This is a genomic window from Candidatus Poribacteria bacterium, assembly GCA_026702755.1.
Taxonomy (GTDB): Bacteria; Poribacteria; WGA-4E; order WGA-4E; family WGA-3G; genus WGA-3G.
On the sequence record JAPPBX010000103.1, the window covers coordinates 13,469 to 40,264 of the forward strand.

Here is a 26,796-nt window from a genome sequence, read left to right on the forward strand (position 1 = left end):
AATGCGCGCCAATCTAAAAGGAGTTATAATTTTTTCTAACTTGTAGGTCAGGATTTTCAAAATAGATCCGAAATGCCGCACACAAAACCGACCCTATACCCACCAAAACCGTCCTCATCCGTCGGCTGGCGGTCTATAGCAATTGGACTTATTCTCATCCCCATCAATTGTTATTGGATCACCTATATTGAACTTGTACAATATTCCGCGCAGCCCACCATTGTCTCGCTTATTTTCACGGTTGTTTTCAACGTCCTTGTGTTGATAGGACTCAACCAAATATTTAAGCGATTCCTGCCTCGGTTCGCACTATCCCAAGGTGAACTCCTTGTCATCTATGTCATGTTATCCGTTGCATCAGCGACAGCGGGACACAGCATGATGGAGATTTTGGTTCCCACATTGGGGCACGCGTTCTGGTTCGCAACGCCGGAAAACGATTGGAAAGATCTATTTTGGCGGTATATTCCGAGATGGCTTGCCGTAGTGGACAAGGACGTTCTTTCGGGCTACTACGAAGGAGATTCTACACTACATACAAAGCAGCATCTGTTGGGCTGGTTAACGCCTGTGATCAATTGGTTTGCCTTCCTCTTTGCGCTGCTTTTTGTTATGCTTTGCATCAACCTTATCGTGCGGAAACCGTGGACGGAAGATGAGAAGCTGGCGTATCCGATTATCCAACTTCCAGCGCGAATGACAAGCGAAGGTTTTTTCACGAATCGGCTGATGTGGCTCGCTTTCGGGCTTGTGGCGATTTTCGACATTATTAACGGCTTGCACCACATTTTTCCGGCGATACCCTCCGTATACGAGAAAGCGTACCGTTTCAGATTCACAGAGAAACCCTTCTCCGCAATGGGGTGGCTGAGATTGGGGATTTATCCTTTTGTTTTAGGCATCGGATTTCTGATTCCGTTGGATCTGCTGTTTTCGAGTTGGTTTTTCTTTTGGGTGTGGAAGGGGCAACAACTCATCGGAAGCGTCGCGGGTTTAGAAGGAACGGGCTATCCTTATATCAACTATCAGGGATTTGGTGCGTATATGGGCATCTTTCTGATTGCTGTTTGGAGGGGCAGAAAATACCTTCAATACGGGCGGGGTAACCCCGCCCCTACGAGCCTAAAGGTCCATTCCACGTCTACGCGGGATGAACCGATGTCGCCTCGAATTCTTGTTCTCGCGCTTATTGCCGGTGTTGCATTTCTGACCCTTTTCTGTTTGAAAGCAGGGATGTCCCTCTGGGCGATTCTTGTTTTCTTTGGACTTTACTTTGCCTTTTCAACGGCAGTTTCCCGCATGCGAGCGGAACTCGGATCACCGATGCACGACTTGCACTATACGGGACCAGAACGGGTCATGGTCGCTGCTGTAGGCACCCGTCGGTTGGGACCGAACAATCTTTCAATGTTCTCTTTTTTCTGGTTTTTTACGCGCACCTTCGATTCGCATCCGATGCCCCACCAACTTGAAGGTTTCAAACTCGCCTCAACGTCAGGCATCCGGAGCCGTTTTATGCTGTTTGCGATCCTTATTGCGCTGGTTGTCGGTATCCTTTCGCAATTTTGGGCACTTATATCCATCCCTTACCGACTCGGTGCTGTACACGAGATGTCTCGCGTGCCAATCGTATACGGGTCTGAACCGTGGCGGAATTTGCAGAATTGGTTAACACATCCACTTTCCCCGGACTATTGGGCGTTAGGATTCACCGGAATTGGTCTACTGTTCTCCCTTTTCCTCATGCTGATGCGAATGAAGTTTTTCTGGTTCCCTTTTCATCCGGCGGCGTATGCTACTGTGTGCGGGAGCTGGGCGGTCAATTACATCTGGTTTAGTCTGGGGATCGTATGGGTGCTGAAATTGGTGCTGCTGAAATATGGTGGGCGAAATGCGCATCGAAAGGCGATGCCATTTTTTCTGGGATTGATACTGGGACAATTTACCGTCGGGAGTCTATGGACGATTCTGGGCATGGTGTTTAATATACCGACTTATGGCATTTGGCCGTAGTCCGGGGGCAGACAAGTTGTACAGGATAGGCGCGAAATTCCTTCTTTGCTGGAGGAATCGGAAGCTTGGAAGATCGGAAGGATGGAGAACACTTCAGGGCACCGTCTCCCATCCTTCCATCGAACAGGAAACGGACAGAGGAATGGAAGTAGATTTCTTCCATTCTTCCATCCCTAAATAGACGCGTTGTGCGTGGTCCCTATTATATTTTGTTATCTCGCAAACACCAATTAATCTAAAAGGAGATAAAAACAGTATGAGAATTCAAAAAGTTCGGGCGTTTCCACTTGCTTACCCGGAGCCACACTACAAAGGTATCGAACGCTATATCACGCTCGCCCGTGTGGAAAGCGACGATGGTCTTGTGGGTTGGGGGGAGTGTATCTCACAATTTCGAGAAGCGACACTCGCAACAAAGATAATCATTGAGCAGGGATTTGCACCGATGCTTACCGGTGAAGATGCTTTAGATGTGGAACGACACTGGCAGAAGATGCTCGACCACATCTGGTGGTATGGACCCGAAGGCATCGCTGCATTCGCTGTCAGTGCTGTAGATATGGCGTTGTGGGACTTAAAAGGCAAGGCACTCGGTTTACCCGTTTGTAAACTCCTTGGGGGTCAAATACACGACAAAATTATTGCCATGGCATCAATCATCTTTGATATGGAAGACTTGGACTGGACACTCAACGAATTTGGGTGGTTGCGAGAGCAGAACTACCGCGTTGTCAAAGGCGGTTGGGGGATGCGCCCAGAGGCGGTATTCGGTCTCGACCGCCAGCGTGACATTGAGATGGTGCGTCGCGTGCGTGAGGTCATCGGAGATGAGCTTGAGTTGGTCGTTGATACGCCTGGGCACCGTCGCGTTTGGGATGTCCCGACAGCCATCCAACGCTTCCGAGATTTGGAGCCCTATCGGCTCAAATGGATCGAGCAACCCTTACCGCCCGATAACTTTGAAGCGTACGCCCAGCTACGTGCATCGGTCATGACACCCATCGGTACAGGTGAGGATGAGTGGGACGTTGAGAGTTACAAACGGCTCATCCAATCCGGTGGGGTCGATATCGTACAAATTGATCCGGGACGTTGCCATGGGCTCACCGGCTGCCGACATGCTATCAAATTGATTGAGGCGGAGAGTCTACAGTTCAGTGCCCATACATGGAGCAGTGCCCTAAACACTGCTGCGAGTTTGCACATGCTCGCGATTTCGGCACATGCCGATTGTGCAGATTTCAAGCCCCACGAATCCCCAATGCAGCATGAATTGGCCAGCGATCCGTGGGTACAAGAGGACGGTTATATCGCCATTCGCGACACGCCAGGATTGGGGATTACGGTGCGAGAAGATGTTGTGGAAAAATATTCGTTTGGATAGTAAGTCCGCTGCTGCGGAAGCACGGACGACGAACCACTTTGGGGTTAAGTGATTTCGTGCTTCCGTTTATTAATTAGGGTTTTAATACACGCGCAGTACCCAATTTATCAACTAAGTAAGCAACACCACCACCCTCATCTATACCCAAGAGAATCCTTGCGTTTCCATCAGGCGCGAAAAGTGATAGGACCCCGCCGCCCTCATTCACCATGAGAGAAGCCCCGGTTTTCTCCTTTGACCCCTGAACTGTCACAAAGCCATTACCCTCCGCAACCAAAAGAGAAGCGGCACCCACCCCTTTTGGACCATAAGTTACTACACGTCCGCCATCTCTATTCCAAGAGATATGAACCCGAGGATCCATATCATCACTCATTACCCTTATATCTTTACGCACGATTAGCTCTCGGACGGTCAGTTTATCAAACGTTTCAGACCCAAATTGTGCTTCAGTATTGCTGTTCATGTTCCCGATCATAAAACCAGCAAGGGTCAGCAATCCCCCTAAAGTCATATATTTCAATTTTTCACGCAATCTAAACATTATAGATTCTCCTTCTATTGTCGAAGCCAATTGTGGTTCGTTACGTTGCTTTCACGACACCTTTGATGTAACTTCCATCACCACTCGTCGCTTCTTTGAGCAGTGCTGGATAATCCTTAAGCGACACAGTGTGCGTTATGAGGGGCTTTAAGTCAATGATACCCCGTTCGAGGAACCGGATCGCTGGCAGGAACGGGTCCCGAATCTTTGCGCCGGGCGATGAACTCACCAAATTAAACGCGCCGCCGTGCCACGCGGCACCGTTGAATGTTACTTCCTCGCGAATACAACCGAAAAGATTGATATGTCCACCTTGGCGAACAATCTTCGTGGCGAGATTTAACCCTGCAGCCTTACCGGAACAGTCGAATACCACGTCAATCGGGCGTGCTCTTAGCTCTGATATTAACTCGGAGGCATCAATTTCCTTAGGATTATACGTAGATTCAGCACCGAGCGATTCTGCCAGTTCCAGACGTTTCTCAACGAGATCAATGGCGATAAGATCATGCGTGTAGAATCGGCTCAATGCCTGAACAAACATAAGTCCCATAAAACCGCATCCGATAACTGCTACGTTGTCGGCGGGTCGCAAGGGGGCAGTGTCGAGACCTGTTACAACGCACGAAGCCGGCTCAACAAGCCAGTATTCGTCCGCAATATCCGATTCTGGAAGGATATATAGGTCTTCAGTTGAACAGTTCTTGATACCATCGAACCCCAACGCTACGCTCGCAACACGCATCCCTTCCTCAATATCTCGGACACCGCTCCCAACTTTGGTGACATAACCAACGCCTTCATGTCCCGGCGGCGCGTAACCACCGTCCCGAAAGGTTGCTAAGTCCCAGGCGCAGACACCACATGCAGCATGCTGAACCTGCACTTCACCCGCCTGTGGATCAGCGACATCAATATCAATAATTTCGACACCGCCGTTTTCTCCATACTTAACCGTTTGCGTTTTCATCATTTGGCACATCCCTTCTTACATTGCTCCAATAGAGAACGATAACACGATTTCTTCAGATTATAGCATACATCAGATGAGATATGGACGATTTTTTGGATTACTCGGTGGTGTCGTTTTCACAGCCATCAGATTCTATGAGGTACGGAACCCGCCAGTCAGTCTTTGGGATATAGCGTTTCCAGAATAGGATAACGCATGGGACGCTAATGACAAGTGCTATCAGCCCTATGCTCCAAGATTCTTGAAATCCGGCAATTGTTTCGTACGAAATGGAGGAATCGATGTCCATTGTAAGAGACTCCATAATCCAAGCGGTTAGGTTATTTAGAATGTGGAGGCTAATCGGTATAAAAAGGGATTTTGTCCGAATATAAAGAATAGCCATCGCACAAGCAAAGCAGAACGCACCGAGGAAATTAGTATGCAGAAGTGCAAAGACAGCTGATGAAGCGAAAATAGCCCGTGGTATACCCCACTTGACAGTCCATCGCGTTAGCAAAATTCCACGTGCGAAAAACTCCTCCAGCACAGGTGCAACCAACACAATTGTGAGGTAATTTACCATATTCGCGAGGATATGGTTATCACCGCTCTTCCAAATCATTATTGTGGAACTCTCGAGGTACCACGACTTGACAAATCCCGGAAAAACGTAGGATAATGGCAAAAATAGAAGGTAAAGAGAGGCAATGGCGACGACCACAAGTGGCACTACCCAGAGGCTATACCGTCCCAGTGTACGCCATGTCGGAAGTGTTCCAAACAGTCGGTCATAAGACAAATTTGCGCGGGATAGTCCCCCAAGGTTAAACAGAAAGAAGAAGCCGTACAAAAATAAACTCAATAGTGCGCTTGGAAGTGGAGAGCCGCTGAATCTAAAGAGAATAGCGATAGTAATGAAACTGGCGACAAGTGCCAAAATACCCTTTATTATCAGTGTCCTACTGCGAAGTCCGCGACACGTTTCAAACGGATTATCTTGCATATTGATATTTGCTTTTGCTGAGTAGTTGTCTGTTTATACGGTGTACTACTACCAGTTCGTATGTGATCCGTCCCGTCGGCGTAGATGTGGCGGTTCCGCGAATTTGAATGTCTGTGCCGTTCCCAATTCTTCGTTAACCTCAACCCCCAAGCCGGGACCGTCCGGTACCGGTATAGATGCGCCTTCGAGCATGAGTTGCACAGGAAATAGGTCCTCGTCATAGTGTCCAGAACTTTCTGTCGGCGAGGTGCGGATTTCTAACCAAGCGAAGTTGGTAACCGCCGCTGCGAGATGAACCGTCGCAGCCGTGCAGATGGGACCTAACGGGTTGTGTGGCATCAGGTCGATATAGTGCGCTTCTGCCAAGCCAGCGACCTTCATCGACTCGGTCAAACCACCGACATTGCACACGTCAAGACGAGCAAAGTTCGTGATACCACGTTCCAGATAGGGAAGGAACTGCCATTTGCTGGAAAATTCCTCTCCAATCGCAAACGGCACATCCACCATCGTTCTTAGGGATTCATAAGCCTCTGGGGTCTCATCTCGGATGGGCTCCTCCAAAAAATCAAGCGTGCCAGAGGGCATACGTTGACAGAAGGACGCAGCTTCCGCAACACTTAGTCGGTGATGATAATCGATGCCGAGAACAGGTTCAGATCCGATGGCTTCTCGAAGTGCCGTCAACCACTCCGCTGCGAGGCTGATAGATTCACGTGGTTCAAAGATATTTTCCTCACCCGGTTTTGCGCGATACAACACGTTTGTTCGGATGACGTTCCAACCCTTCTCAAGCAATAAATTTGCGTTCGCAATTAATTCTTCGAGCGTTGCAGCACCCGTCGTTGCAAAGCACGGGACCGCATCCCGTAGTTTGCCACCGAGCAATTGGTAGACCGGCACGTTCAACGCCTTCCCCACGATATCGTGGAGTGCAATGTCGATTGCTGAGATTGCACCTGTCAAGGCACGACCGCCTTCAAAATATTGGCTCCGGTACATCTCCTGCCACAACCCGCCGATCTGCATCGGGTCGCGCCCAATCAGGAATTCTCGGTAGTGCTTAACCGCGCCTGCCACAGCCAATTCTCGACTTGAAAGTCCGGATTCACCCCACCCATAAATACCTTCGTCGGTCTCCACTTTAACGATGTGTTGATTTCTGTGCCCTACCCAAACAGGATAAGGTTTGATGTCGGTAATTTTCATAATCGGTTTCTCCCGTAAGTCTTGATTTTACTGAGGAAGTGATCTATCTGCTGTAGGGCGATGAATGGTAGATTGAGGAAGAATAGTGATATTAGCGACGACAGGATCGTTTGCGTTGCGGGGCTGCGGACGATTTAATCCGTAAAGATGTGCCAGAGCCAGAGCGTTGCCACCATTGATACGACCCAACCTACTGCTGATATCTCTATCCGTCGGTCCTTGATAAAATTTTTGTATGCCTCGGTATAGGTGCTAACATATTTAGGGGACTTGCCTAACAGCCGATCACTCGGAACTGTCGGGTTACTTACGCTTGCATGGACGACGGCGAACACCCAGCACCCAGTGCCGTAAGTGAACCAACGCAAGTCTGCGTTGATTCCCACGTCGTTTCTGGCGTTTTCTTGCGCGAGTTTGATGGTTGGATCAACACGTGGTCCTTCCATTTCTGGTCATGTCATTGCTTCTGCTGGAAGTATCAGCACATAGATACTGGTCAGCATGAGGATTATCATCATCGTGGTGTATCTAAAAATGGGGTTCATAGGTTCTCCTTCACACCTAAGAAAATTTGAATGCCTTATCTACAGCCGATTTACGTTAATATAATGGGTCTATTACGGAAATTATATCGGATTCTGATGTGTATGTCTATTCAAATTTGTAATACCACATCTTGAATCAAATAGGCGGATATGCTACAATGCCAAAAACGCAAAGGGGATATTCAGATGGCTGATAACCAGATTAAAGTGGCGGCATGCCAATTGCTTACAAGTGAAGACGTTTCCACCAGTACCGCAAAGGTGCTTCAGCAGATTGAAACATGTGCGGAGATGGGCATCCAGATTGCGGCATTCCCTGAAGGATGTCTATTCGGCTACTGCTGTCGAACAGATTATTGGGAACGGACCTCTCCACAGGTTTTCAAGGAGGCTGAGGCGAAAATTGCCGAAGCTGCGCGTCGGCACGGGATGGCGGTTGTCGTCGGCTCCGCGCATCACGATGGGGAGAACTGGCACAACGACTTGGCGATTTTTGACCAACAGGGAAGCCTCAAATACCGTTACGGCAAGACATTCCTCGCTGGGGAGCAGTGGTGCACGAACAACCGTAGTAAACTACCGATTGTGCAGTTGGCGGGTGTTGACTGTTGCTTCATCATCTGTCACGATGTACGCTATCCAGAGTTAGTCAAACTTCCAGCAGCGATGGGTGCACAACTCTGTATTTTCTGCTCCTGTGAATCGGGGTTGTTATCGGAATATAAACTCTCCGCGTATCGTGCGATGCCGATCTCACGTGCGACGGAAAACGGTATCTATCTCATGATGGCGAATACGCCCGCGAATCCTGATGACATCCGCTCACCAGGTTCATCACACGGAAACTCGAAAATTGTACATCCGGATGGCAATATCATCACGGAGGCTGGATTTTTCGGGGATGACATCGTTTCAGCGACAATAGACCTCTCACAGGCGACAGGTTCATCTGCGAAGCGGACTTGTAATGAAGACACAATCCTTCGAGAATGGTTCCGACAGGGTTGTGAGTTTGTTGTGAAAGTCTGAAATCAACCGTCAACTGTCAGTGGTCAGTAAAGAGGATTTCGGTTAACCGAGCGTCTCTTCCACTGATAGCTGATGGTCTCCGACAGCCGATAGCCACTAAAGGAGTTGGATTTATGTCAAATCAAACTGTTCAAATCCGTGCCGCTCGACTCGTTGACGGGGTAAGCACATCCAGCAAAACGGATCAGGCGATTCTTGTGACCGATGGACGGATTGATACCGTTGGATGTCAAGAAGAAATTGAGAAACGAACACCACCTGACGCGCAACTTATCGACCTCGGGGACGCGTATCTTGCGCCGGGTCTCATTGATGGGCATACGCATCTGAGCCTTGCAGGCGATGGACGGAACTACGTTCAGATGTTCTCTGAAACCGATGAGATGATGGTATTGACGGGTGCGATGAACCTGCAACGCCACCTTGCCGCAGGGATTACGACGATCCGTGAGCACGGCGCGAGGAATAAGGTCGGTTTTACACTCAAGGAAGGACTGGAACGCGGTTATATTCCGGGTCCCCGCACCTTAGTGAGTGGACGACCTATCACCTGTACAGGTGGACACTTCCACATGTGTAACGAGACAGCGGATGGCGAGGCTGAGATGCGCCGCTCGGTCCGTCGATTAGTTCACGAAGGGGCAGATTATATCAAGATCATGGCATCAGGCGGTGGGACTGCTGGGACGATTCCTGGACGCGCCAGTTACTCTGTCGCCGAGTTGCACGCCGCTGTCCACGAGGCGCATCACTTCCATCGACTCACGGTGGCACATTGCCGCGCGAAGGAATCGATGGTACGAGCGGTTGAAGCAGGAATTGATTTGATGGAGCATGCCGAATTTCTCGATCCGGACGGCGAACTCCGTTTTGATCCAAAAATAGCTGAGATGATGGCGGAATCCGGTATCTGGATTAGTCCGACCCTTCAAGCGTGGACAGGTTATCCACGCATCGTTGAACTCCGTACGAAACGTGACACCGATACGATTTCCGGTGATGAAATGACCGAATTGCAACGGCTTGAAGCGCGGGCAGAAGTGCGCTTAGATGTGATGCGCCGCATGCTCGACTACGGACTCCACGAACGGATTGTTCCGGGCACCGATTCAGGGGTCGGCAATCTCGCATTCGGTCATCTCGACTACGATTTGCAATTGCTTGTCCAAGTCGGGTTTACACCTGCGGAGGCATTCATCTCGGCGACCCGTATCTCCGCTGAAGCGATCGGCATGGCAAATGACATCGGGACCATTGCACCCGGTAAGATCGCCGATCTCGTTGCTTTCGAGGGCGATCCTACGAATGATGTAAATGCTTTTAGCCGAGTAACTGCAGTATTTCAAGCGGGGCAACGCGTGAAATGAGCCACAATATGCAGTCAAACATTGGCCACACTCTCATTCAGCAATTGTTAACTGAGGCTCAAAGAGACAGCGTGCAAAAGTTGGTCGTGGGTGCTGTCATCTGTAAAAACAACAAATTCTTGCTCCTGGAGCGAGTGCCTTCTGACTCTATGGGTGGATTTGTTGGGATTCCAAGTGGTACCGTGGAGACGGGGGAAGACCTACTCACAGCACTCGCCCGGGAAGTACAGGAAGAGACAGGACTTCTCGTAACATCAGTTCTTGAGTATCTCGGATCCTTTGATTGGACATCCAGTTCCGGCAAGAAAACGAGACATTTCAACTTTTTTGTTGAAGTTGAGGATGGTGAAATCAAACTCAGTTCTACTGAACACCAAGCATACTATTTTGTGGAGTTTTCTGGTGAAAATTTCACAACGCTTAACATCTCAAACGAGACAAAAGAGGTTCTCAGGATTGCGGCACAACAGTAGCTTAAGCACTTGGTCAGATCAAAACTCATAGATGTCAGCACGCTCTTTCGCGACCTTATGCCTCACAAGTGCTTGTAGGTCTTCTGGCATCCGTGAAAAGGTCTCAGGAAAAACGGGTTGATGGCCACCCTCACGCATTAGATTCCACCACGCGGGATAGTAAGCGATATTCAACGCCATACGATGTTGATCGTCTGTTGTGTTCGCACCCTGTCCGTGCCATGTACCGCCGTGCCATAATAGCACAGAACCGCGCTGTCCGCAGACAGACACCGGATGACTTTCGGCAATATCGGATTGTGTCGGTCTACGCCGTGCGCGATGGCTAAACGGTACGACGAGTGTCGCGCCGTTCTCAACGGTAAAATCCGTTATCATCCAGATGGAATTAATCATCCACGGCGTTTCGGGAAGGCGCGCTGGCAGATCATGTGTTGAATCGGAGTGTATACCACCTTGCGGGGCACGTGGTTTGACCCATTTCGTGCAAGCCTCACCCAACCGTACACTGTCGCCGAGAAAATGGCGGACGACCTGTAGCACCTGTGGATGCGCGATGCACTCCCAACACATCTCATCAAGGTTGACCACACCGAAAAGCGTTTGATACAGTTCATCATTTGGGTCTTGAAAAGCCTGTCGATTTGCTGGGTCTCGGTGGAGTTGAAAATACGTCTCTGCCATTGCGTCTGCTTGTGCTGCCGGGATCGCATCTTCAATCAGGCAGTAACCGAATGTTTCGAGATGCTCTATTGCGTCTTGTTGTGCCATTTATGAAACTCCTACCCTTTTCGGAGAATCTTTCGGTATCAGTACGTCCTTATTCTATCGTCTATCTGAAGTAACCAATCAATGCGAGGGCTGTCCTGAAAAGCGTATTGGCTATTTTACCACGCTTTATCGTGTCAGAACAAGCGGAAAAATTACGAATTTTCAAGACCATATAAAATTTAAGTTGTTGAACAGGTTTCAGCGGATCCTTGTTATAATTGAACTTGGTCGTTAGACATCAATATTTCGGAGATAAAATCAATGCAGGAAAAAAATGAAGTTGAAATTGGGGAATGGCATCGACTTGTGAAAGATGCCTATAACTCACTGGAGTTTCTGGTCACGATGCATTACCTTCGGGAACACCTGCCTGAGACAGGTAAGATTTTGGATGCAGGTGGCGGACCTGGACGTTATACGCTTGAACTTTGTCGAGCAGGCTATGATGTCGTTCTCTTGGATATTGACCCAACGTACACGGCTTTTGCTGAAGAAAAAATCAAATTAGAACCGAAACCCGTTTCAGATCGATTGATTGCGTCGGTTGTTGGAGATGTCCGAGACCTCTCATGTTTTAAGACGAACGACTTTGACGCAGTGTTGTGTCTCGGCGGTCCGTTAACATATATCAGTGATGAAACCGAGCGAATCCAAGCAACCTCTGAATTGGTTCGGGTCGCTAAACCTGGGGCAATTGTCTGTATGAGTGTTATGGGATACTTGGCGATGCTGCGTACCGTTCTCAGTCGTGTAAGTGAGGAGTTGATAATGCCGCAGTACTGGGAGTTAATAAGGGAAGGAAAAGGGAACAACCTCGTTCAAGATAGTCTATGGCATTTTTTTCGGGCATCTGAACTTCAACAACTTGCCGAATCGTGTGGATTGACGACACTGGAAATGGTGGGATGTGAGGGGCTCTCAACAGGTTTATTTGAAGCGACCAACACGGTGGCGGAAGATCCAACAAAGTGGGAACGTTGGGTGGAATTAGTTTTAGAAACAGCGACAGAACCCGCTATAGTGGACATGGCTGCACACATCTTATATATTGGTCGGGTCGGCTAAAAATTATCCAACCCTCATCCTTTTTTATTTGAAAACACCAACATAAATCTGTTTTCTTCTATTTGTACTACCTCTTCTAAAGGGAGATGTTTTTCAACAATGTACTTAGCAAAGGCAACTGTCCAGAAGTACCATGGCGACGCGTACGTGCCTTTGTCTGGAATTGTACGACTTCCTCCTATCAAACCGGTCTGGACATCGTATCGCTCTGGAAGAGTTTCCTCCCCTGCACTTTTGATTAATTGATCTTGCATAGTTAAAACGAAAATACCGTTATCCGATAGTATCCGTTTGAGCTGGACTGATAGGCTCTCCAGTGCCTGGTAAGGTAAGTACCCAATGTTGTGCGGGAGCAACGCAAAATCGAAAGAATTCTCTTTGTAAGGTAGTGCAGCCATATCCCCGATATTAAACTGACAGCGACTCTTTCTTTTCTGTGCCACCTTTTTGGCGTGGAGGAGTGGAATCTCTGCGAAGTCAATACCGGTTGCTATTGCGCCCATATCTTCCATGGCAAAGGTAAACCGTCCTGCATTGCAGCCTAAATCTAATGCACGCATGCCGGACTTTATCAGTTTGGGTAGGTGGTCTTCATACCTATCGACAGCAAATTGCGATCTCGGATCATCAGGATCGGTTGTCGGGTGGACACCTGCCGCATTGTAATGTTTCCGAGTTGCATCAAATGTGCTCATACATTTCTTTCCTTCAAATATGGTTTCAGTGTTATAATGTAAATGAGTTGAATGGTATATGTCAAACATTTTGACATAATTCATCGCGTTAGACAAGAAAAAATTTACTGTGGAGGAGTTCCGCAAATGCTATCAACCGAAAACATGGGAGGCGTTGTCGTCACGCCGAGCCAATTGAGCGATATGCAAGCGGGTGACTATATCCTACATGCCCGCGATGGTGTGCTGAACAAGGTTCCGGTGGAGAAAATTCGCCTGCCTTTAGACCCACAGGCGCATTATCAAGGGTTGAACCTCGTTTTAACTCCCGGTGGGGTTATCTATGCAGTGCAGCAGACTATCATCTCCAAGTCCACAGATGGTGGTAAAAGTTGGGAACACCTCAATAGAGATCCATCAGCGTTCGGTTTCAACGGATGGTTGTTGCAAGCCAATCGTCGCGGGCAGCTGATTAATGTGAATCAACCGGGCGAAGAGCAACCAATCACCGTTTGGGTGTCCGACGATGAGGGTGAAACGTGGGAGCGGACAGGCGAAATAGACGTTGCACCATTTCAGAAGACCGTCGCTGGTGCAAGCCTGACGCGCCTCAGCGATGGGACGCTCCTGCTACCAATCAAAAGACGTGATGACCCGTTTGAGGAAGGCACGAATCCAACTTACGTCTTCGTTTCCGATGATGACGGATACACCTTCTCAAACCGCTTCTTCTTGTCAGATTACGGCAATGAGGTCAACATCGCAGAACTTTTCCCGGGGCTGCTGCTTGGTGTCATCCGCTACCAACCGGGACCACCAGATCAACCGCATACGAACAAAACAGTTTTCCTCTCGGATTCAACGGACAACGGCGAAACATGGACGGATCTGCGCCAATTGACGAGTGTACATGGACAGTGTCACGGTGCAGCGGTTGGGCTTTCTAACAACCGCGCTGTTGTGGCGTATGACCACCGTTATCCAAGAGAACTCGGCAGTGGTCGCGCGATGGTAAGTGATGACAACGGCAAAAATTGGCATGATGAAGTCTACTATCTCTGTCACGGACACGTCGCTGGTTTCCCGCGACACATTAGTTTAGATGGCGAAGATATATTGACCTTCATCGGCTCCTGCTATGGCGATGTGAGTAAATGGGAGAACGCCACAGGAAACTCGCACTTCTGCATCATCCGGTGGCAACCGGTTTAGGACAGCAACTATGAAGATTACCGGATTTGAGACGATACCCATCCAAGGTCGCGCAATGGTCCTGAAAATGTTTACTGACGAAGGGATCATCGGCTACGGCGAACCGATGAACTACGAACATTGGCGTGTTGTCGCCCAAGCCGTGGACGACATGGCGGAATACCTTGTCGGTAAAGATCCACTACAGATAGAAGACCACTGGCAAGCGATGTACCGGTCAAGCTACAGCCGGAGTATGCCGGTATTGGTTGGTGCACTGAGCGGTATTGAGATGGCGATGTGGGATGTCTTCGGCAAAGTCGTCGGGATGCCAGTATGGAAGCTCTTAGGCGGTTCGGTACGAAAGCGGATCCGTGTCTATACCGGTATCGGCGGTACAACACCTGAGGCGTGTGCAGAGAGTGCCAGAAAAGCAGTTGCAGCCGGATTCCGTGCTGTGAAAATGGGTGCTTCGCCACAACCTGTAAGATTTGTAGATACGCCGAAGGCAATTGACGTAATGGTGGCGAGAGTCGCGGCAGTCCGCGAAGCAGTGGGTGACGAGGTAGACATTGCGGTTGATCTACATCGACGGTTAAGCCCAACAATGGCAATGATTCTCGTGAAGGAATTAGAACCCTTTCGGCTCCTGTTCGCTGAGGAACCGTGTCATCCAGAAAATAATGAACCGCTATTGGCACTATCTCAGTCCACAACAGTCCCGATCGCTACGGGCGAACGGCATTTAACACGATGGGGTTTCAGAGAGGTAATCGAACGTGAAATGTGCGCGATTTTGCAACCGGACGTCCGGCACTGCGGCGGGATATTGGAACTGAAAAAGATCTCAGCAATGGCGGAAATTCACAATATGGCAGTCGCTCCGCATAACGCCGCCGGTCCCATCGGAGTTGCGGCATCGGTACACGTAATGGCAACAGTGCCGAATTTGTTGATATGCGAGGGTGGACACCGACGTGGAGAAGGGCTATTTTCGACCCCTTTGGTATTCAAAGATGGATTCATCGAATTACCAACAGTTCCGGGACTCGGTGTAGATATGGAGGATGCGGCTATCGAAGCGGTTCGAGATGAGACATTTCGTTTACGTGGGATGTTCCGGCACTCAGACGACGGGGCTTTCGCTGACTTCTAACAGCGATTCCTCACATCGTGTTGTCTCGATCGGTCGGGCGTGTGGAAAGATTTGTTTTCGGTGGAATATCATAAGAGATGTAGCCACAGCGCGGACAACGCAATTCAAGTTCAACGAGGTTTCTGATTGTACCTGTTTTTTCGGGTTTCCGTCGGGTTTGACATTGCGGACACCGAACAGCGCGGAATTCATCGGCATCGCTTCTACCAAAGTATGCGCCTATCTTAAACAAAACAAGCAGTAACACGACGATAAAAACACATACAAAACTAAAAATGAGAAAAGGCAAGAATGTTGGCATGTTGCTTTCCTCAAAATCTGTGTTAATCTTGCAACAGTATTAGCGGTTTAATTGACTCCTGACGATAGGTAGTTTCTGAAATGGTATCGGCAAAAAAAGGAGCGAAAAACGCATCAGCGGTGTCCAAAAACGTTGGTAGGTTGAGTCCCATATAGTTTCCCGATGTATCGGTACATTCGGCAACGACTTGTCGTAATTTATCGCGCCCAGCGGTAGAAAGTGTGCGTAGCGGACGTAGCATTCGTGTATGGTACTTAATCATGGATGCTGATATTTGAATTAATCCTTGAAGGAAAAGGCGATACGTATCTTCTGCTTGGTGCCATAACCCTTCCCACGCCTCATGTGCCTCCCACCAATAGGCAAAGTTGTATAGATCTACACCGTAGAGGTAATCCTCATTCTGCTGCCAGAATTCTGGTGGCAGCGGGTCAGCATCGTGTTCCTCTGCCAAGCCATAACTGTGTCCGCTTGGGTCGCGAATCGGATGCGGTGTGACACCCGGTATGTGGCGATACGGTGGAAAAGGTTTTTGTGGGCAGTATCGCTGCCAATTTGGATCAAAAGGTTCAGGTTGTTTTTTAATTATTCCTTGCGGTTAAACGACGGGATTTGTGCTTTGACGGTTTTCGCTTAAGTCCGCCCTCCACTATGTTACGCTCTGCCGATCCCAATGTAATGAAAACCTGCGGTTCTCGCTTCCTCTGGCGAATAAACGTTGCGTCCATCAATAAGAATTGATGTTTTCATCTGTTTAGCGAGTCTACGGAGTTCCAACTTATGATAGGAGTCCCATTCGGTAACAAGTACCAGCGCGTCAGCATCGTAAGAAAGTTCGTATACATCTTCTGTGAATTTCAGTTCAGGAATAGTTGCGTTTTCTCTGTGCAAAGCGGCTTGTGCATTCGGAATAGCGATCGGATCGTGTGCCCGAACAGTTGCCCCTGCTGCAATTAGTTCTCGAATAATGTCCAATGCGGGTGCTTCGCGAACGTCATCTGTGTTTGGCTTGAAGGCAAGTCCCAAAACACCGATGATTTTACCTTTGAGCGTGCCTAATGTGCTATATAACTTTTCAACGATGCGCTCACGTTGACGAAAGTTAACAGTTCGCGCTGCCTCGGTAATCGGCATTTCATATCCAGATTGCGCTGCGACCCCTAACAGTGCTGCTGTATCCTTGGGATAGCAACTCCCACCCCATCCGAGACCCGCTCGTAGAAACTGACTTCCGATACGCGCGTCAAGTCCGATCCCGCGTGCGACCTCTGTTACGTCTGCATCAACTTCTTCACAGAGTCCAGCGATTTCATTGATAAAACTAATTTTAAGGGCGAGAAATGTGTTCGCTGCATATTTAATCATCTCGGCACTGCTTGGATCCGTTGTCATCATCGGTGGGAGGTGGTAAGCGGATGGACGTGGAAATTCACTCGGTGGATCAAACGTTTGTTCAAGGATGGGTTGATAGAGATGTCGTAAGGTATCAATCGCTTCATCGCTGTTCGCACCGACGACAATCCGATCTGGATAGAACGCGCCTTGCAACGCCAATCCCTCCTGCAAAAACTCAGGGTTTGAAGCAACAGAGATGTTCCCTCGAGCACCACGCGCTGAAAAGACATTCTCTACAACTTCCACAACACGTCGATTTGTGCCTATCGGAACTGTAGATTTGACAACAAGCGTATAATGTCTATCGGGTAGGCAGACCTGTGCGACTTCTTTAGCGGCTTGTTCCACATGTCGCGTATCTGCTTCACCGTTCTTCTTCGGCGGTGTACCGACAGCAATCAGGATCAGTTCCGCTTCTGGGACAACTTCCGCTACACTCGGTGTGAAACGGATCGTGTGCTGTACCTCATCAAGCAGACTTTGGATGCCCGGTTCATGGATCGGGCTTTTTCCTTCCTGCAAAAGGCTTAGTTTGCTTTCATCTTTGTCCACTGCGGCGACATCATGATTGAGATAAGAGAGTACCACAGCTGTGGTCAAGCCAACGTACCCTGTTCCTATAATTGCAGTTTTCATTTTATAATATTCTGGTCTCCTCACCGATCGAGTGTCTGAGATTTGGATAGTTATAAATGTGCAGTAGAGTTAAAAAGTATCAACAGCACGGATGTTCTAATGAGAAGATACTCAACTTGGTATGAATTCAACAACTTCAAGAACTCTTTGGAGTCGTTCGGTAGTTGGATCGTAGCCATAGTTAATCTACCGCATTAATTCGAGGGCTGCCATACGTTCTTGTGGCGTTTTAGAATGCCAATATGCTTTGTCAGCGTCATCGGCTTCTTGAAAAGAGGATAGTACAGAGAACTCTTCCTTATCCATTCTAAAAGGGTCAATTGTACGCATTGTTCTTATACTCCGTCTACTTACTACACCACTGGCGGTTCAACCTTTTCTAACAGCCCATTGATAATATCCAAACTCGTGATACCGTCCGCTTCCGCGTTAAAATTGGTTAAAATTCGGTGGCGCAGGACAGGTACAGCGACTGCTTTGATATCCTCATAAGCGACATGATAGCGTCCTTGAAGAATAGCGCGCGCCTTTGCACCCAATACGAGATACTGTGATGCCCGCGGACCTGCTCCCCATTGCACCCAATCCTGAACAAACTCAGGAACATCTGAAGCAGGACGCGTCTGCCGACTCAATTCCACTGCATAATCCACAATCGCCTCGGCGATAGGTACCTTCCGCACGACCTGCTGTATTTGCAGTACCTCTTCTCCGGTGACAACAGGGTTTATCTCGGGTTCATAAGCCGCCGTGGTCGTCATCACAATGTCTTTTTCGGCAGCTTTATCGGGATAGTCAATTGTGATATGGAACATAAACCGGTCGAGTTGTGCTTCCGGTAAGGGGTAAGTCCCTTCCTGTTCAATCGGGTTCTGAGTTGCTAAAACGAAAAACGGACGTTCCAATGGATATGTTCTGCCGCCTGCGGTGACTTGGTATTCCTGCATTGCTTGTAGAAGCGCAGCTTGTGTTTTAGGAGGTGTCCGGTTAATCTCATCAGCAAGGACAACGTTAGCAAAGACAGGTCCTTTGATAAAGCGGAAGGCGCGTTTTCCGGCTTCACCTTCCTCAATAATATCGGTGCCGATAATGTCCGACGGCATCAGGTCTGGTGTAAATTGGATTCGGTTGAAAGGGAGTTTGAGAATCTGCGCGAATGTACTGATTAATAGGGTTTTCGCTAACCCTGGCACTCCTACAAGTAGGCAGTGCCCCTGTGAGAAGAGTGCGATAAGAAGTTGTTCAATAACTTCATTTTGTCCGATGATTCGTTTTCTCAGTTCGTTTAAAATATTTTCTTTTGCCGTTTTCAAAGATTCGGCGGTTTCCATATCCGTTGTGGCTTGTGTTGTTGAGATGTCATTTTTCATAAAAAATAGCCATCAGCGGTCAGCAGTCAGCAAGAGGGTTGCCTCGCAGTGAGAGTTCACCAGAAAACCTACTTACTGATAACCGAAAGCCGTTCCTTTCAATCGTTTGAGACCTTCCATACTTGAAGTCCGTCAACATCGAAGTTAACATCAATAACTTGCGCACCTGCTTCTTCAAGTTTCTGACGGACACGATGTTCGCGCGTGGGTTCGCAGTAAAAAAGTAGACACCCACCGCCGCCAGCACCACAGGCTTTCCCGCCGATAGCACCGTGCGTCATGGCAATTTTAAAGAGGGATTCGATCTGTTCATTTGTGACAGAGGGGTGTAACTTTTTTTGATTGTACCAATTTTGGGTGAGGAGTTCGCCGAATTCAGTTAAGCGACCACGCATAAGTGCTGTTTTCGTCGCTTCGGCGGTGGCTTTAAGAGTGTTCAATGCATCTCGGACACTGGGTTGCCCGCTCTTATAAGCATCGGTCACATTCTGATGTATATTACCAGAGAGGCGGGACTTTCCAGTATAACAGAGTACAAGGTTCTTTTCGAGTTCGCAGCGGATGTGCGGTGGAAAGCGTAAAGGCGAGGTTTTCACCTCTTCTCCCTGAAATTCCATGAAGTGAATTCCACCGATCGCGCTTGCGTAATGATCCTGTTTCCCACCTAAGATACCGAGTTCATGACGTTCGATATTGCTCGCCATATCCGCATATTCATAGGGGAGGTAGGTAGCGTCCTTAAGTGCGCCGAGTACACCGACGAGCGCGACACCCATTGCTGCAGAAGTACCTAAGCCACTGCCCGGCGGTGCAGTGGACTGCGTAATCAGATCGAAACCGCCAATCTGTATGGACATCCGCCGTACAGCCGCCTTGACTAAATCAATGTTCCCGTCATATTCGAGTTGACGTATATCATCGGCTTCAACGGATGTATCAAAATCTGCAGAATAGATACGGATGCTCTTATCTAAAACACGCTGCAGTTCAACGGAATCATCGTGTCCCACCTGGCGTTCACAACGAAGAGTCGCATAAGCGTATCGATTAATCGCCCCGTTGACGACAAGCCCTTTTGAATCCTCAGTAAAGAGGGCTACATCGCTCCATCCACCAGCAAAGTCAATTCGGACTGGAGCTCTCGTTCGGATTAACATGACGAGTCCCCTGACATCAGTTTTTAGCGAACGCACCTCAAAGGTGTGCCTCGGAATGATGCGGATAAAGATCGCAAAAGGCTCCTACAAATGATTGCAGATAAGAGTATAGTATTGAAATATAGTGCTAAAACAGTCTCTATAGAGCCTTTTATAAATAGGGGTAACATGGAAAAGCCGCAGCTGTCCCTTTATTAAACAAGGAGGCACAGCCCAGCGGCTTTTCCAGAAACTGAGCGAAAGAACCGCTGGTTTTTAGGCGGCAGCGTCGCGAAGTTTCTTGCCAGCTTTGAAGACAGGGACTGTCTTTGCCGGAATATCAAGCGGATCCCCAGTCTGCGGGTTGCGACCTGTGCGGGCTGGTCGATGTTTGGTTTCAAATGTTCCGAAACCAATTAATCCAACGGAGTCGCCGTTACTCAAAGCATCACAAATAGTCGCACCCATAGCATCAACAGCGGCGTTTGCATCTTTCTTGCTGAGGCCAGTCCGTTCAACGATGCTGTTGACGACATCGCTTTTCATTAATTTTGCCATGTCAAATGTTCCTCTAATTTTTAGTCCGAACAAGAAAACGCTGCTATTTCCGAAAAGAATCCGAAAGTAGCGGTTCTTACGCCTCGGACCTAAATTTGGATTTAACAAAAAACTAATAGTAATAATATTATACTATACAGATATAGATATGTCAAGATAAAATTTCGGTTAGGGTGGAAATTAACCGGAATTATAGGATTAACTGGAAATTATAAGTAAAAACTTAGGCTTAACCCTAAATCTCTCTATTAGAGCGAAGGAAAATCTAATAAAGTCAACTTGACATAATACATGAGTCTCTTAAAATTAATACCATAGATTGTGCTATTTGTCAAGTTTTTTTACTTTAAGGTGGTGAATTTTCTGACGCATACGCAATTTATACCGAAATATTTGCTTAAAGTGCCTGTTTATGGTAGAATTATATTACAAAAAGCCTGAATCAGACAATAGAGGAAAATATCAGAAATGCGTGAGAGTTATCGTGTCGCGGTTGTAGGTGCAACGGGGGCTGTCGGCAATACTATGCTGCAGCTTCTTGAAGAGCGATCGTTCCCTATCGCTTCCCTCAAACTTCTGGCATCGCACCGTTCTGCTGGCGAAATCCTGTCCTTTAAAGATACCCCTATTATTATTGAAGAATTGACGCACGATTCATTTGAAGACGTAGATGTAGTGTTCTCATCAGCGGGCGCGTCTGTCAGTCGCGAGTTCATTCCGACCGCTGTAGAAAAAGGTGCGCTTGTTATTGACAATACCAGCGCATTCCGTATGGACGCAGCCACACCGCTCGTTGTTCCAGAAGTCAATATGGATGCTGCGCGTACACACAATGGACTCATAGCCAATCCAAACTGCTCCACTATACAAATGATGGTGGCACTCAAACCGATTTACGATATTGCTGGTATCAAACGGATCGTTGTTTCCACCTACCAGAGCGTCTCTGGTAAAAGCGGACGTGCTGTTATGGAGCTCGTCCAACAAACGACTGAAGCACTAGAAGGCAAGCCGGTTACTTTAGATAAATTCCCGCACCAAATGGCGTTCAACGTCTCATTTGATTGGCCCTTCTTAGAAAGCGGCGACAACGAAGAAGAGGTCAAGATGATCAACGAGACCCGGAAGATACTTGAGGACGATACGATTGGTGTCTCTGCTACAACCGTCCGAGTTCCAGTCTTCTTTGCACACTCCGAATCAATAAACATTGAGACGCATGAAAAACTCACGGCAGCCCAAGCGAGAGAATGCCTCGCCGCTGCTCCCGGTGTGAAACTTGTGGACGACCCGAGCAACCAACAGTATCCTCTCGCCGTGGATGTCGCAGGTGAAGATGAGGTCTATGTAGGTAGGATCCGTGATGATGCTTCCATAGACAACGGTTTGAATCTTTGGGTTGTTGCGGACAACCTCCGCAAAGGTGCCGCCTTAAATGCTATTCAGATAGCTGAGAACCTGCTGTCCATTTAATAGAAAAACATGGAACTCAACCTTGCCACGCTGCCGGGCTACCTGCGTCAACGATATGCTGAAATTCGTATATTTGAATCGGAGACGGAACTCCATATAGAAGAGATTGGCGATGGAAACCTTAATATAGTTTATCGTGTCTGGGATGCAGAGCGTCCAGAACGTTCGCTTGTCTTGAAACACGCGCCGCCCTACATCAAGATATTAGGTCCCGACTATCCGCTGTCCACAGAACGCTTGACGTATGAATCCCGCGCCCTTGACGTTTACAATCAGTTAGCGAGTGGTAGTGTCCCCGCACAATACAATTTTGATGCGGAAATGGCAGTCATAGCCATGGAGGACCTTCGAGATGCCAGCGTGCTACGTGATGACCTAATCGCAGGGCGCGTAGATATCGCTATCGCTGAACAAATTGGGCGATTCATGGGCAGCGTTCATAGCCATACACACATCGAGAATCTTGACAGCGGAGCCGTTCAGCAGTATAAGCAGCAATTTGCGAACACGACCATGCAGGCGATAACTGCTGATTATGTGTTCACCTTCCCGTATACTGAACACGAAACGAATTTCTGGACACCCGGATTAGAACCTGATGTCCAGCGACTGAAAGCAGATACGGATTTTTTGGTGCAAGCGGCACACCTCAAACAGATTTTCCTGACAATGCAGCAAACCGTAACCCACGGGGATCTGCACACGGGGAGCGTCCTCGTCCAAAACGATACAGCGAAAGTTATCGACGCTGAATTTGCCTTTTACGGTCCGCCGGGATTCGACCTCGGATTATATTGGGCAAATTACTTCTTATCCTATTTCTCGCACCAAGACACTTTAGACGTGCAGTCGGCACTTAAAACAGCGGTTGTGCAAACTTGGCACACCTACACGACTGAATTCGGAATGGCTGATGCTACCCTGAAAGCACAGACATTACAAAACATCTTCCATAACGCAGTAGGATTTACAGGACTGGAGATACTGCGCCGTCTTATCGGTGCAGCGCATGTTAAAGATATAGAAGGTATTACTGATATACCACGAAAACTAAGCGTGGAAAGGGCAGCACTTCAGTTCGGATTAACACTCGTTAAACAGCACCAATCCTTACGAGATGTCACAGCGGTTCTGGCGATGCTTTAATGCGCAACTGCAGCACTATTTTTACAATATTATGAGAGACTACTACGAAATCCTCGGTGTGAATCGAGGTGCCACCGCAGAAGAAATCAAGAAAGCCTATCGTAAACTCGCTGTTCAGTATCATCCGGATAAGAATCCCGGTGACAAAACGGCGGAGGAGAAATTCAAGGAGGCATCGAACGCGTATTCCGTACTCTCCGATCCGGAAAAGCGACGCATGTATGATATCCGCGGGCACGCGGGTGTTGAGGGTATGGGGTTTGAGGGGTATCGGACGATGGACGATATTTTCAGTAACCTGAACCTCGACGATATTTTCGGACGCGGCGGATTCGGTAGTTTCGGTGGTTTTGGTGATGCGTTCGGCGATGCGTTTGGACAACGGCGCACGGCTGCGCCGCCTCGCGGACGTGATATCCGTATGGATGTCAGTATCCCTTTTGAGGACGCGGTGTTAGGCAGCAAGAAAGAGATGAATGTCCAAGGGAAACGTCTCACACTTACAATTCCACCCGGTATTCAGGACGGAAATACCTTACGTATTCGGGGTCATGGAGAATCTCTCGGTAATGGCATGTCGGGCGATCTGTTGGTGACAGTCTCGGTCCAATCGCATCCGACACTGACGCGTGAAGGTACTGATTTGCTGACGGATGTAAAGGTCTCCATGACAACAGCAGCGTTAGGCGGTTCCGTTCGGGTACAAACATTGACTGGAGATGTGGACCTGAAAATTCCGTCGGGTGCTCAACCCGGACAGCAGTTCCGCTTGCGCGGGCGCGGTGGCGTAGATGCCTCCGGCAGAAAGGGTGATTTGCGCGTCCGATTGGTTGTGGAAATCCCGAAGTCCTTGTCCCGAAAGCAGCGAAATCTCCTGAAAGAACTTGATAAGACGCTGTGACAAGTACAAACAAACCAGGACCATGGTAGTATTGGCTTTCTTTTGGTGCAACTCCGCGTAATTCGTAATTCAGACACTAAAAAACGTTGATATTCATCAACAAATCGGTGTATGATCTTTGTATGCAAAATATCTTACACGAACACGAATTCTTTGAAAACTTACCGCACAACCGATTCGATATTGTGAGTAAGGACATATTTGGGACGTTCACTGAAGATTTATTGAGGAAACTGACCAATATCCCCGGCCTGAAGTTCATAGAACAACTTGAGACAGAACTGCCGACCGTTGAGATACGGCGTATGGATACTTTGTCAAAGGCAGAGGTAAGCGGTAAAGAAGTTTTGGTGCATATTGAGTTCCAAGTGAGTCGTGAGAGTGCCCCAGAAATACTAAAGCGTAAGGTTGGCTATTTCGGAAGGTGCTTTGAAAGATATGGCTTGCCGATTTTATCTTTTACTATCTATCTCCGTTCAGATGCCGGTGGAAATGACCCGGGCGAGTATAGCCAAGATTTTCCCGGACACAATGTGCTAATAGAGTATCAAGTGGTCCGGTTGAGCGAGTTCGATGGACAATCCATTTTTGACACGGATCAGACCAGTCTGGTGGCGTTTACGCCGTTGATGCAACCCCCGGAGGGCGTATCCGAGGTTGGATGGATTGAGCAGTGTCATAAAATGACACTTGCCCTCCCACTTGCTCCGGATCTACAGAATAATTTATTGATATGGCAATGGATTTTGAGCGGTTTGATCGTTGATCCTGCCGAAATTCGTCATCTGTTGGAGGGACCTATGTTAGAATCATCAACTTACCGATACATCCTACAGCAAGGTATCGAGCAAGGTATCGAGCAAGGCGCACGAGAAAGCACTATTGAAGGCATTCTTGAAGCCTTGGAGATTCAATTCCGCGGGAGCGGTGCGCAAACATTAAAGCCGATGCTTGAATCCATTGAAGAGTTACAGCGTCTCAAAGATTTGCGACGCGCAGTGTTGCAGGTAAATAGCCTTGATGAATTCAAAACCCTTTTGGCATCAAATGGGAGTTGAACCTGCGTAGGAGAAATATGTATTCCTGTTTGTACGGAACCCTCTCTTATCCTCTATTATTTAGCGAAAACAGAGGATGTGGAGGTCTATCTTGAACGCGTGAGACAACTTGACGAGGCAGCAGAGCGGAAACAACTGCGGAATCCGCCACCTTTCGTCGTTGAATTGCGGGAACGTTTCGCGAAGGTTTCCCAAGAATTGCTTGAAGCGAAAAGAAGACCTACCAAATCGACAGATGTTCTATGAGACCTCGGTTTCTCCTCTAAAGGAATTGTGCAAATGTTATGAGAAACTTAGAAACAGTGTGGTGCTGCCAGCACTCGCGTTCCCAACCTCGTTATCCGTTCAAATTGTGTCTTGATTGTCGTGCGGAGGCACCATATGAAGCCATAGTGGTAGAGGCTGTTGTCAACTATTTTTCTAGGACTGAATTTCAAGAGTTTGTTATTGAGACGGAAAAATCAATTCGGATGGGGATAGAGCCCCGCCGAGCGGACATCGTACTTCTTGATGGTGAAGGACACTTCATTGCTATTGCAGAGTGCAAACGGACAGGAGTTGTAACTTATGGTCGTGAGCAGTTAAAGTCCTATCTTTGTGCAACCGATACACAGTTTGGTGTTTTTGCTAATAGCATAAACCCCGACGAGTGGGAATTTTATGAGAATTTGAGGCGAAATCAGTTCACTTCTATGGGACGCTCGCCCTTTCAAAGAAAGATCGCTACGTGGAGGACAATAGAATCTATTCGCGGGGAGAAAAACAAGTTAGATTGGGAAATCCAGAAGGCAAGTGACCAATACGCGCAAAAAACCCGTGAAATAGACTCCTCTTGTAAACAGTTAGATGAACTAAAGGAAAACATTAAGCGGAAGAACAAGCAATTCGCACAGATTGAAGAAGAGGTCGTCCCATTAAGGAAAGAAAGCAGCGACCTGAAAGAAGAAAACACTCGCCTCAAAGGCGAAATCACCCAGAACTCTAAAAGAGCAAAGGTCGTTGAGGGACTAAAGTTAGAATCTACTCACGACAGTCTAAGAAAATCCATCGACTTGTTAAGTAGTGAGAGAAATCAACTGCAAAATGAAATTGGAACGAAGGAGCAACAACGCTGGCGTCTATCAAAAAAAATCAATTTATTAAGGGAAGATGAGGATAAACTTGATAATTTATCCAGGGAAAACACGGACAAGCTCAAGAGAGCTGAAAATAAAATCAGATCTGAGCGGGGAACACTCGAAAGGGAGAAGAAAATTTGGAAGGATGGTGAAAAAGAACGTCAGAATTACAACGATTACTTAGAGCAGATAAACGCTAAACTAGAAAAAAGTATTAAGCATAAGAATGATGCAGTTCGAGATCTTGACAGGTTATCAAGATTAGATGAACTAGTAGTCTGTCACAATTATCTTGATAGTTGATCTAAAATCTGGTATCCTTAGG

General features: G+C 48.0%; 28 protein-coding genes. 14 read left to right on the forward strand and 14 right to left on the reverse strand.

All coding sequences use genetic code 11. From position 1 onward, the window contains the following. The first annotated feature begins 72 nt into the window (after positions 1-72). Together OXH39_20630 and OXH39_20635 are read left to right on the forward strand one after the other, a co-directional pair. Positions 73-2,013 carry a hypothetical protein gene (locus OXH39_20630; protein MCY3552873.1) on the forward strand — a complete coding sequence of 647 codons (1,941 nt, stop codon included), beginning with the start codon at positions 73-75 and terminating at the stop codon, positions 2,011-2,013. A gap of 256 nt (positions 2,014-2,269) precedes the next feature. Next, positions 2,270-3,397, forward strand: coding sequence for a mandelate racemase/muconate lactonizing enzyme family protein (locus OXH39_20635; GenBank protein MCY3552874.1), 1,128 nt, complete (start codon positions 2,270-2,272; stop codon positions 3,395-3,397). Positions 3,398-3,470: 73 nt separating this feature from the next. Here the strand turns inward: OXH39_20635 and OXH39_20640 are convergent, their stop codons facing one another. From OXH39_20640 to OXH39_20660, 5 genes are all read right to left on the reverse strand, one after another. Beyond that, positions 3,471-3,941 (reverse strand): hypothetical protein, encoded by a 471-nt coding sequence (locus OXH39_20640; protein ID MCY3552875.1) that lies wholly within the window; start codon positions 3,939-3,941, stop codon positions 3,471-3,473. Positions 3,942-3,981: 40 nt separating this feature from the next. Further along, positions 3,982-4,914: a zinc-binding dehydrogenase gene (locus tag OXH39_20645; GenBank protein ID MCY3552876.1), complete on the reverse strand. Its 933-nt coding sequence runs from the start codon at positions 4,912-4,914 to the stop codon at positions 3,982-3,984. Between the two features lie 97 nt (positions 4,915-5,011). Continuing rightward, positions 5,012-5,899, reverse strand: coding sequence for a type II CAAX endopeptidase family protein (locus tag OXH39_20650; GenBank protein MCY3552877.1), 888 nt, complete (start codon positions 5,897-5,899; stop codon positions 5,012-5,014). A 48-nt stretch (positions 5,900-5,947) separates the two neighbouring features. Beyond that, positions 5,948-7,108, reverse strand: a complete 1,161-nt coding sequence (locus OXH39_20655) for a mandelate racemase/muconate lactonizing enzyme family protein (protein ID MCY3552878.1) — start codon at positions 7,106-7,108, stop codon at positions 5,948-5,950. 134 nt (positions 7,109-7,242) lie between these two features. After that, entirely contained in the window at positions 7,243-7,554 is a 312-nt protein-coding gene (locus OXH39_20660) for a hypothetical protein (GenBank protein ID MCY3552879.1), read from the reverse strand. Between the two features lie 285 nt (positions 7,555-7,839). Here OXH39_20660 and OXH39_20665 point away from each other — a divergent pair, with 285 nt between their 5' ends. The 3 genes from OXH39_20665 to OXH39_20675 all read left to right on the forward strand — a co-directional run bounded on the left by OXH39_20665 (position 7,840) and on the right by OXH39_20675 (position 10,522). After that, positions 7,840-8,682 (forward strand): carbon-nitrogen hydrolase family protein, encoded by an 843-nt coding sequence (locus OXH39_20665; GenBank protein ID MCY3552880.1) that lies wholly within the window; start codon positions 7,840-7,842, stop codon positions 8,680-8,682. 113 nt (positions 8,683-8,795) lie between these two features. Further along, positions 8,796-10,049, forward strand: coding sequence for an amidohydrolase family protein (locus OXH39_20670; GenBank protein ID MCY3552881.1), 1,254 nt, complete (start codon positions 8,796-8,798; stop codon positions 10,047-10,049). Positions 10,050-10,057: 8 nt separating this feature from the next. Beyond that, a complete protein-coding gene (locus OXH39_20675; GenBank protein ID MCY3552882.1) occupies positions 10,058-10,522 on the forward strand; it encodes an NUDIX domain-containing protein in 465 nt (154 codons plus the stop codon). 18 nt (positions 10,523-10,540) lie between these two features. On the opposite strand, the gene OXH39_20680 is transcribed toward OXH39_20675, so the two are convergent. Then, positions 10,541-11,293, reverse strand: coding sequence for a phytanoyl-CoA dioxygenase family protein (locus tag OXH39_20680; protein ID MCY3552883.1), 753 nt, complete (start codon positions 11,291-11,293; stop codon positions 10,541-10,543). A 261-nt stretch (positions 11,294-11,554) separates the two neighbouring features. Between OXH39_20680 and OXH39_20685 the strand changes: the two genes are divergently transcribed. Continuing rightward, the gene (locus OXH39_20685) at positions 11,555-12,358 is read left to right on the forward strand and encodes a class I SAM-dependent methyltransferase (GenBank protein MCY3552884.1); all 804 of its coding nucleotides are present in this window, start codon (positions 11,555-11,557) and stop codon (positions 12,356-12,358) included. Positions 12,359-12,372: 14 nt separating this feature from the next. Here the strand turns inward: OXH39_20685 and OXH39_20690 are convergent, their stop codons facing one another. Continuing rightward, positions 12,373-13,053: a class I SAM-dependent methyltransferase gene (locus OXH39_20690; GenBank protein MCY3552885.1), complete on the reverse strand. Its 681-nt coding sequence runs from the start codon at positions 13,051-13,053 to the stop codon at positions 12,373-12,375. 126 nt (positions 13,054-13,179) lie between these two features. Between OXH39_20690 and OXH39_20695 the strand changes: the two genes are divergently transcribed. Together OXH39_20695 and dgoD are read left to right on the forward strand one after the other, a co-directional pair. Continuing rightward, a complete protein-coding gene (locus tag OXH39_20695; GenBank protein ID MCY3552886.1) occupies positions 13,180-14,244 on the forward strand; it encodes a sialidase family protein in 1,065 nt (354 codons plus the stop codon). Between the two features lie 10 nt (positions 14,245-14,254). Then, a complete protein-coding gene (dgoD, locus tag OXH39_20700) occupies positions 14,255-15,379 on the forward strand; it encodes a galactonate dehydratase (GenBank protein MCY3552887.1) in 1,125 nt (374 codons plus the stop codon). A 10-nt stretch (positions 15,380-15,389) separates the two neighbouring features. Here the strand turns inward: dgoD and OXH39_20705 are convergent, their stop codons facing one another. The 7 genes from OXH39_20705 to OXH39_20735 all read right to left on the reverse strand — a co-directional run bounded on the left by OXH39_20705 (position 15,390) and on the right by OXH39_20735 (position 20,775). Beyond that, positions 15,390-15,680, reverse strand: coding sequence for a hypothetical protein (locus OXH39_20705; GenBank protein ID MCY3552888.1), 291 nt, complete (start codon positions 15,678-15,680; stop codon positions 15,390-15,392). A gap of 22 nt (positions 15,681-15,702) precedes the next feature. After that, positions 15,703-16,134, reverse strand: coding sequence for a DUF309 domain-containing protein (locus OXH39_20710; protein MCY3552889.1), 432 nt, complete (start codon positions 16,132-16,134; stop codon positions 15,703-15,705). Positions 16,135-16,334: 200 nt separating this feature from the next. Further along, positions 16,335-17,711 carry a UDP-glucose/GDP-mannose dehydrogenase family protein gene (locus tag OXH39_20715; protein ID MCY3552890.1) on the reverse strand — a complete coding sequence of 459 codons (1,377 nt, stop codon included), beginning with the start codon at positions 17,709-17,711 and terminating at the stop codon, positions 16,335-16,337. Between the two features lie 186 nt (positions 17,712-17,897). After that, the gene (locus OXH39_20720) at positions 17,898-18,041 is read right to left on the reverse strand and encodes a hypothetical protein (GenBank protein ID MCY3552891.1); all 144 of its coding nucleotides are present in this window, start codon (positions 18,039-18,041) and stop codon (positions 17,898-17,900) included. Between the two features lie 23 nt (positions 18,042-18,064). Continuing rightward, complete coding sequence (locus OXH39_20725) at positions 18,065-19,042, reverse strand: MoxR family ATPase (protein MCY3552892.1); 978 nt, start codon at positions 19,040-19,042, stop codon at positions 18,065-18,067. Positions 19,043-19,179: 137 nt separating this feature from the next. After that, the gene (locus OXH39_20730) at positions 19,180-20,238 is read right to left on the reverse strand and encodes a GHMP kinase (protein ID MCY3552893.1); all 1,059 of its coding nucleotides are present in this window, start codon (positions 20,236-20,238) and stop codon (positions 19,180-19,182) included. Positions 20,239-20,493: 255 nt separating this feature from the next. Then, positions 20,494-20,775 (reverse strand): HU family DNA-binding protein, encoded by a 282-nt coding sequence (locus OXH39_20735; GenBank protein ID MCY3552894.1) that lies wholly within the window; start codon positions 20,773-20,775, stop codon positions 20,494-20,496. 468 nt (positions 20,776-21,243) lie between these two features. Here OXH39_20735 and OXH39_20740 point away from each other — a divergent pair, with 468 nt between their 5' ends. The 6 genes from OXH39_20740 to OXH39_20765 all read left to right on the forward strand — a co-directional run bounded on the left by OXH39_20740 (position 21,244) and on the right by OXH39_20765 (position 26,774). Continuing rightward, the gene (locus OXH39_20740) at positions 21,244-22,248 is read left to right on the forward strand and encodes an aspartate-semialdehyde dehydrogenase (protein ID MCY3552895.1); all 1,005 of its coding nucleotides are present in this window, start codon (positions 21,244-21,246) and stop codon (positions 22,246-22,248) included. Between the two features lie 9 nt (positions 22,249-22,257). Continuing rightward, positions 22,258-23,394, forward strand: coding sequence for an S-methyl-5-thioribose kinase (mtnK, locus tag OXH39_20745; protein MCY3552896.1), 1,137 nt, complete (start codon positions 22,258-22,260; stop codon positions 23,392-23,394). Between the two features lie 31 nt (positions 23,395-23,425). After that, positions 23,426-24,295, forward strand: a complete 870-nt coding sequence (locus OXH39_20750) for a DnaJ domain-containing protein (GenBank protein MCY3552897.1) — start codon at positions 23,426-23,428, stop codon at positions 24,293-24,295. Positions 24,296-24,417: 122 nt separating this feature from the next. Beyond that, positions 24,418-25,353 (forward strand): hypothetical protein, encoded by a 936-nt coding sequence (locus OXH39_20755; GenBank protein ID MCY3552898.1) that lies wholly within the window; start codon positions 24,418-24,420, stop codon positions 25,351-25,353. Between the two features lie 99 nt (positions 25,354-25,452). Then, the gene (locus tag OXH39_20760) at positions 25,453-25,599 is read left to right on the forward strand and encodes a hypothetical protein (GenBank protein MCY3552899.1); all 147 of its coding nucleotides are present in this window, start codon (positions 25,453-25,455) and stop codon (positions 25,597-25,599) included. A 38-nt stretch (positions 25,600-25,637) separates the two neighbouring features. Next, entirely contained in the window at positions 25,638-26,774 is a 1,137-nt protein-coding gene (locus tag OXH39_20765; protein MCY3552900.1) for a type I restriction enzyme HsdR N-terminal domain-containing protein, read from the forward strand. The last annotated feature ends 22 nt before the right edge of the window (positions 26,775-26,796 follow it).

Excerpts from the sequence above, each read along its gene's own strand:
- OXH39_20715 (MCY3552890.1), bottom strand. The coding sequence starts at position 17,711 with ATGAAAACTGCAATTATAGGAACAGGGTACGTTGGCTTGACCACAGCT.
- OXH39_20680 (MCY3552883.1), bottom strand. The coding sequence starts at position 11,293 with ATGGCACAACAAGACGCAATAGAGCATCTCGAAACATTCGGTTACTGC.
- OXH39_20720 (MCY3552891.1), bottom strand. The coding sequence starts at position 18,041 with ATGCGTACAATTGACCCTTTTAGAATGGATAAGGAAGAGTTCTCTGTA.
- dgoD (MCY3552887.1), top strand. The coding sequence starts at position 14,255 with ATGAAGATTACCGGATTTGAGACGATACCCATCCAAGGTCGCGCAATG.
- OXH39_20665 (MCY3552880.1), top strand. The coding sequence starts at position 7,840 with ATGGCTGATAACCAGATTAAAGTGGCGGCATGCCAATTGCTTACAAGT.
- OXH39_20735 (MCY3552894.1), bottom strand. The coding sequence starts at position 20,775 with ATGGCAAAATTAATGAAAAGCGATGTCGTCAACAGCATCGTTGAACGG.
- OXH39_20690 (MCY3552885.1), bottom strand. The coding sequence starts at position 13,053 with ATGAGCACATTTGATGCAACTCGGAAACATTACAATGCGGCAGGTGTC.
- OXH39_20660 (MCY3552879.1), bottom strand. The coding sequence starts at position 7,554 with ATGGAAGGACCACGTGTTGATCCAACCATCAAACTCGCGCAAGAAAAC.
- OXH39_20765 (MCY3552900.1), top strand. The coding sequence starts at position 25,638 with ATGAGAAACTTAGAAACAGTGTGGTGCTGCCAGCACTCGCGTTCCCAA.
- OXH39_20685 (MCY3552884.1), top strand. The coding sequence starts at position 11,555 with ATGCAGGAAAAAAATGAAGTTGAAATTGGGGAATGGCATCGACTTGTG.
- OXH39_20740 (MCY3552895.1), top strand. The coding sequence starts at position 21,244 with ATGCGTGAGAGTTATCGTGTCGCGGTTGTAGGTGCAACGGGGGCTGTC.
- OXH39_20670 (MCY3552881.1), top strand. The coding sequence starts at position 8,796 with ATGTCAAATCAAACTGTTCAAATCCGTGCCGCTCGACTCGTTGACGGG.
- OXH39_20725 (MCY3552892.1), bottom strand. The coding sequence starts at position 19,042 with ATGGAAACCGCCGAATCTTTGAAAACGGCAAAAGAAAATATTTTAAAC.
- OXH39_20630 (MCY3552873.1), top strand. The coding sequence starts at position 73 with ATGCCGCACACAAAACCGACCCTATACCCACCAAAACCGTCCTCATCC.
- OXH39_20635 (MCY3552874.1), top strand. The coding sequence starts at position 2,270 with ATGAGAATTCAAAAAGTTCGGGCGTTTCCACTTGCTTACCCGGAGCCA.
- OXH39_20650 (MCY3552877.1), bottom strand. The coding sequence starts at position 5,899 with ATGCAAGATAATCCGTTTGAAACGTGTCGCGGACTTCGCAGTAGGACA.
- OXH39_20695 (MCY3552886.1), top strand. The coding sequence starts at position 13,180 with ATGCTATCAACCGAAAACATGGGAGGCGTTGTCGTCACGCCGAGCCAA.
- OXH39_20675 (MCY3552882.1), top strand. The coding sequence starts at position 10,058 with ATGCAGTCAAACATTGGCCACACTCTCATTCAGCAATTGTTAACTGAG.
- OXH39_20705 (MCY3552888.1), bottom strand. The coding sequence starts at position 15,680 with ATGCCAACATTCTTGCCTTTTCTCATTTTTAGTTTTGTATGTGTTTTT.
- OXH39_20755 (MCY3552898.1), top strand. The coding sequence starts at position 24,418 with ATGCAAAATATCTTACACGAACACGAATTCTTTGAAAACTTACCGCAC.
- mtnK (MCY3552896.1), top strand. The coding sequence starts at position 22,258 with ATGGAACTCAACCTTGCCACGCTGCCGGGCTACCTGCGTCAACGATAT.
- OXH39_20750 (MCY3552897.1), top strand. The coding sequence starts at position 23,426 with ATGAGAGACTACTACGAAATCCTCGGTGTGAATCGAGGTGCCACCGCA.
- OXH39_20730 (MCY3552893.1), bottom strand. The coding sequence starts at position 20,238 with ATGTTAATCCGAACGAGAGCTCCAGTCCGAATTGACTTTGCTGGTGGA.
- OXH39_20645 (MCY3552876.1), bottom strand. The coding sequence starts at position 4,914 with ATGATGAAAACGCAAACGGTTAAGTATGGAGAAAACGGCGGTGTCGAA.
- OXH39_20655 (MCY3552878.1), bottom strand. The coding sequence starts at position 7,108 with ATGAAAATTACCGACATCAAACCTTATCCTGTTTGGGTAGGGCACAGA.
- OXH39_20640 (MCY3552875.1), bottom strand. The coding sequence starts at position 3,941 with ATGTTTAGATTGCGTGAAAAATTGAAATATATGACTTTAGGGGGATTG.